Genomic DNA, 4,595 nt, shown 5'->3' with positions numbered 1-4,595 from the left:
GCACTTTATTCTCGATCGCGCGCTCAAAACCCAGGCTACCTCAAGTGCGATCGATATATTCAGCAAGCCCTAATTAGTCCTCATAGCGAGGAATTTCGCTTTGAGGCAGGGGTTTCATTCCGTGGCGGACTGAGGGTTTAACGTTAACTTGACATCAATGCCCGCTACCCTACAACTCACACTCAACAGGCAACAGTCAACAGTCAACAATCATCTCGCTCCTGCACCCTACAACTGATAAGAACACCAGTCACTCCAGCTACCGACATAAAGTTTAGCATCGGGAATTCCGGCGATTTCTAAAGAGATTAAATTAACGCAAGCCGTCACCCCGGAACCGCAATAAACGATAATTTCTTCCGCTTTTTCTAATTCCGTCCACCGCTGTTTTTGTTCGGAGGTCGATCGCACTTTTCCAGTTTCATCCGTCACCCCTTGCCAAGGATAGTTAACCGCACCCGGAATGTGACCGGCAATGGGGTCGATCGGCTCCCGCAAACCTTCATATCTCTCGCTTTCTCGTGAATCAACCAAAACCTGTCCCGGCAAGTCTTTACGCTCTTTTACCGCCTCAATATCTACCGCCAAATCCTGCTGCAAATGAGCAACAAATTTACCCTCACGGGGGTCTGGCAAAGTATTTGTTACCGGATAGCCCGCCGCTTTCCAGCCGCTGAAACCGCCGTCTAACAAAGCGACTTTGCTGTGTCCCATATATCGCAGTAGCCACCACAAACGAGCGGCAAAAGCCAGCCGCGAATCGTCATAGGCGACGACTAAAGTTTCTGGTGAATTAATGCCGATCGCGCTCAATTTATCCGCTAATTCTTCAATATTTGGCAGCGGATGTCTACCGCCATGTTTGCCCACTGAACTCGCGAGATCGCGGTTTAAATCTAAATAGAAAGCTCCGGGAATGTGACTTTCTTGATATTGTTTTTGTCCCAATTCAGGGTCGGCAAGGGAAAACCGACAGTCAATGATTACAACTTGCGGATTGTCGGTATTGGTGGCTAACCATTCAGGAGAAACGATTAAAGTGTTGTCAGTCATAATTATTCACATCTATATTTTAACATTATCTAGAAGGAGATTTTTTCTCTGGTTCTGCTTTCTCGGAAGGATATTTCTTAGAAGTTGCTTTCTCTGAATCACTCTTTTCAGTATTGGATTTTTTAGGAGTTACTTTTTCCGAAGTTTCTTTGGGCAAATTGGATTTTTTAGGAGTTGCTTTTTCTGAAGGTGATTTTTCGGCGGGTGCGGGAGTTGGAGTTGGTAGAGGGGGAGTTACTGCTGCTTCTTGAGCGTAAAGCAGATATTTCTGATACTCGATTACTTTTGCTTGAGCTAGTTGATGGTTGGGGCTAGACACTGGTACTCTTCTCATTAATGAGACCGCTTCTTGCCAGCGATCAATAACTGTAGTCCAATCTTCCTTGGTTTTTGCCGATCGCCCCAATTCTGCTGCTTTGAGTGCGCTGTTAACCGCTTCTCGAAAAGTATCTGGTGCAGTTGCTAAATCTGCTGTTTCCTCGGGATTATTCCCCGCAGTTGCTGCCGGCTGGTTGAGAATCTTACCGACAAACGCCACTACGGCGATCGCCAACATACCCGTCACTAGACCGACTACAATGAAAGTCGATCGCAGTCGGTTCTCAAATGCAGCAAGTTCCGGCGGTTTCTCTTCCTCAATATTGCTCTCCATCTCTGTGCGATCGTCCATATTAGCAACAGCAGTATTTGGCACAGAGTCTTCCTCAAAGCTCTGTGGTTCAAAATTGCTGTTCTCCAAACTAAACTCTTGACTCCAAGCAGCAGCAATCTGACCGCTTTCTCGGCCCTCAACCTTCACTTTACGAATCGAATCTGGCTGCAAATTCGTCAGCTCGGTGCGGACAAAATCCACTAATGTATTTTCTATCGGTACCTGCTCGGCCTCAAGAATTACATCCAAACAGTCGCCGTCTAGATTCGCGGAGGCTGTGATGCCTTCAGATTGCAACTGGCTGTTTAGCCAAAATGCGATCGCAGTGGCGAGATTTCCCTGCTTGGCAAGTTCCTGAAAATTAAGCTCTGTCATAGCTAGACACCTGATAATGCAGAAGGTAGAAGGCAGAAGGAAGTTCGGTAACGGATTACGTAACAGATGGAAGAAGTCAGAAGGCTTTAGTTATTTAGCAGAGAAGTCAGAAGCAATATGATAGCTCATGTTTCAGCAATTAAGAACGTCTTAACCTTCGGGCGCGGTTGCTATAGAAGGCAGAATTAATGAAAAAGTCAGAAATAATTTTTTTAAGTTTAAAACACCCTCACGGAATTTCAACAAATAGTATAATGTATCGTGGCAAATCCCAGCCCAAAGACTTAAATTATCACTCTCGCTCCCCCTCCCAGCCCTTGGGAAAAGACTCGCAGTCCTTACTCCCAAACAAACTCAGGTTTGTAGTGAGGAATGTAAGTCGTCTTGCTCAGCCGCCAAATACTGCTGCTGCAACCAGGTTTTTGATACCGGGCGCGCCAGTCCAGATATTGCCAGCATCGCCCCTACAACCAGCATTCGGCTGGAAAAACCCTCGATCGCGCGGATGCGAGATGAGAAATTTTAGATAAAAAATTTGTGCGATCGCAGTGCCATCGACGGACAGCGAGTGATATCATCAGTTAGTCAATATTCAAGTTTTTATAGCAAAAAAGTCGATCGCACAATGGTAGCAATAGCAATTTTAGCGGCTGGACGCGGCACGCGCATGAAATCTGACTTGCCCAAAGTTCTACATGAATTGGGCGGTCGAACGCTAGTTGAGCGAGTCCTCCAAAGTTGTCAAGAAATTCAAATTACCAGGCGACTTGTCATCGTCGGTTATCGAGGCGAACTCGTTAAAGAATCCCTGATTCGAGGTCAAGAAATATCAGGTAAAAATCTTCAATCTCCTCCCCTAGAATTTGTCGAACAAACCGAACAATTGGGAACCGGTCATGCCATCCAACAATTGCTGCCTCACTTAGAGGGATTTCAAGGAGACTTGCTGGTCTTAAATGGGGATGTACCTTTGCTGAGGGCAGAAACTATCAAACAATTGATTGCCATTCACAAACAGAACCAAAACTCTGCTACTTTATTGACAGCTAATTTGCCGAATCCTCAAGGGTACGGTCGAGTATTTACCGACAGTCAAAACTTAGTCCAGCAAATTGTCGAAGACCGCGACTGCACACAAGCTCAAAAGCAAAATCACCGAATTAATGCAGGTGTTTACTGCTTTCACTGGCCGGATTTAGAGAAAATTTTGCCAGACTTGAAGGCAGACAATGACCAAAAAGAATATTACCTAACTGATACGGTAAATTTCCTCAGTCCGGTGATGGCGGTGGATGTGGAAGATTATCAAGAAATATTGGGAATTAACGATCGCAAACATTTAGCTACAGCTTGCGATATTTTGCAAAAGCGGATAAAGGACAAGTGGATGACGGCGGGAGTGACGCTGCTCGATCCCAACAGCATCACCATTGACGATACCGTAGAGTTGCAGCCGGATGTGGTGATTGAACCGCAAACTCACTTGCGGGGAAATACTTCGATCGCTTCGGGGAGTCGCATCGGCCCCGGAAGTTTGATCGAAAACAGTCAGATTGGGGAAAATGTGACTGTGCTTTATTCGGTGGTTTCTGACAGTATGGTTGCTGAAAATTCGCGAATTGGCCCTTACGCACATTTGCGGGGACACGCAGAAATTGGGGCTAACTGCCGCGTCGGCAATTTTGTAGAATTGAAAAATACTCAAATAGGCGATCGAACTAATGTCGCTCACTTGTCTTATTTAGGCGACGCGACTTTGGGAGAAAAAGTCAACATCGGTGCTGGGACAATTACGGCAAATTATGACGGAAAAAACAAGCACAAAACTCAAATAGGCGATCGGAGTAAAACGGGTTCTAACAGCGTGCTGGTTGCACCGATAACTTTGGGGCAAGATGTTACTGTAGCGGCGGGTTCTGTGGTGACAGAAGATGTGCCAAATGATTGTTTAGTAATTGCGCGTTCCCGGCAAGTTGTTAAACCCGGTTGGAAATTGAAAGAACCTAAAAAGTGAACGATTGTTCAGTTTTTAGATGATGAGTTTCCACCCGCGAGTTTCGCATTCGATACCAAAGAAACGGGGTTTTTATAACGGGGGCGATCGCCCTCTACGAGAGATTTTGGTAAAAAACCCGGTTTCTGCGTAAGTCGGCAAGCTTGAGAAATCGGGTTGATCGCGATAGGTTATTTTGAGTTATTTTGCTGGTGCAGATAGTTGTTAATCGCTTTAGCGACTTTTGCTTGCTGGTATGGGTTCATCGTGCGGGGTAGGGAGATGCGAGAGCCTCCACAAACTAACAGTCTGACTTCGTACCAAATGTCATGATCCCGATCTTTTGCTCGATCGACTTCCACGCCATAAATCTCGCACAGAGAGTATTTAATTACTTTACGTGCCAACAAGCCCCGCTGTTTAACAGTTAAGGTGTTTAAAGTTCCATCGAAGCTGTAGGTTTCATTATTTCTCAAGACGAGCACTGCGACTGCTGCGAGCAAAAATATGCCTCCTGTCCAT

3 protein-coding genes and 1 pseudogene are annotated in these 4,595 nt (G+C 45.8%); 1 reads left to right on the top strand and 3 read right to left on the bottom strand.

The window, feature by feature from the left end:
- Nucleotides 1-228: 228 nt before the first annotated feature.
- On the bottom strand, nt 229-1,053 hold the full coding sequence (locus QUA40_RS27615) for a sulfurtransferase (protein ID WP_333131740.1): 825 nt from the start codon (nt 1,051-1,053) through the stop codon (nt 229-231).
- A gap of 25 nt (nt 1,054-1,078) precedes the next feature.
- On the bottom strand, nt 1,079-2,080 hold the full coding sequence (locus QUA40_RS27610; protein WP_333131738.1) for a hypothetical protein: 1,002 nt from the start codon (nt 2,078-2,080) through the stop codon (nt 1,079-1,081).
- Nucleotides 2,081-2,705: 625 nt separating this feature from the next.
- Between QUA40_RS27610 and glmU the strand changes: the two genes are divergently transcribed.
- Nucleotides 2,706-4,094, top strand: a complete 1,389-nt coding sequence (gene glmU, locus QUA40_RS27605; protein WP_333131741.1) for a bifunctional UDP-N-acetylglucosamine diphosphorylase/glucosamine-1-phosphate N-acetyltransferase GlmU — start codon at nt 2,706-2,708, stop codon at nt 4,092-4,094.
- A 170-nt stretch (nt 4,095-4,264) separates the two neighbouring features.
- Here glmU and QUA40_RS27600 read toward each other — a convergent pair.
- Nucleotides 4,265-4,595 (bottom strand): annotated as a pseudogene (locus QUA40_RS27600) (hypothetical protein); the annotation flags it as partial.

Origin of the sequence: Microcoleus sp. Pol11C3, from assembly GCF_036701485.1 — a bacterium.
Taxonomy (GTDB): Bacteria; Cyanobacteriota; Cyanobacteriia; order Cyanobacteriales; family Microcoleaceae; genus Microcoleus.
The sequence above is the reverse complement of the archived record's forward strand: the minus strand, read 5'-3'. Positions and strand labels throughout refer to the sequence as shown.

Coding starts and splice junctions, on each gene's coding strand:
- glmU (WP_333131741.1), top strand. CDS start 2,706: ATGGTAGCAATAGCAATTTTAGCGGCTGGACGCGGCACGCGCATGAAA.
- QUA40_RS27615 (WP_333131740.1), bottom strand. CDS start 1,053: ATGACTGACAACACTTTAATCGTTTCTCCTGAATGGTTAGCCACCAAT.
- QUA40_RS27610 (WP_333131738.1), bottom strand. CDS start 2,080: ATGACAGAGCTTAATTTTCAGGAACTTGCCAAGCAGGGAAATCTCGCC.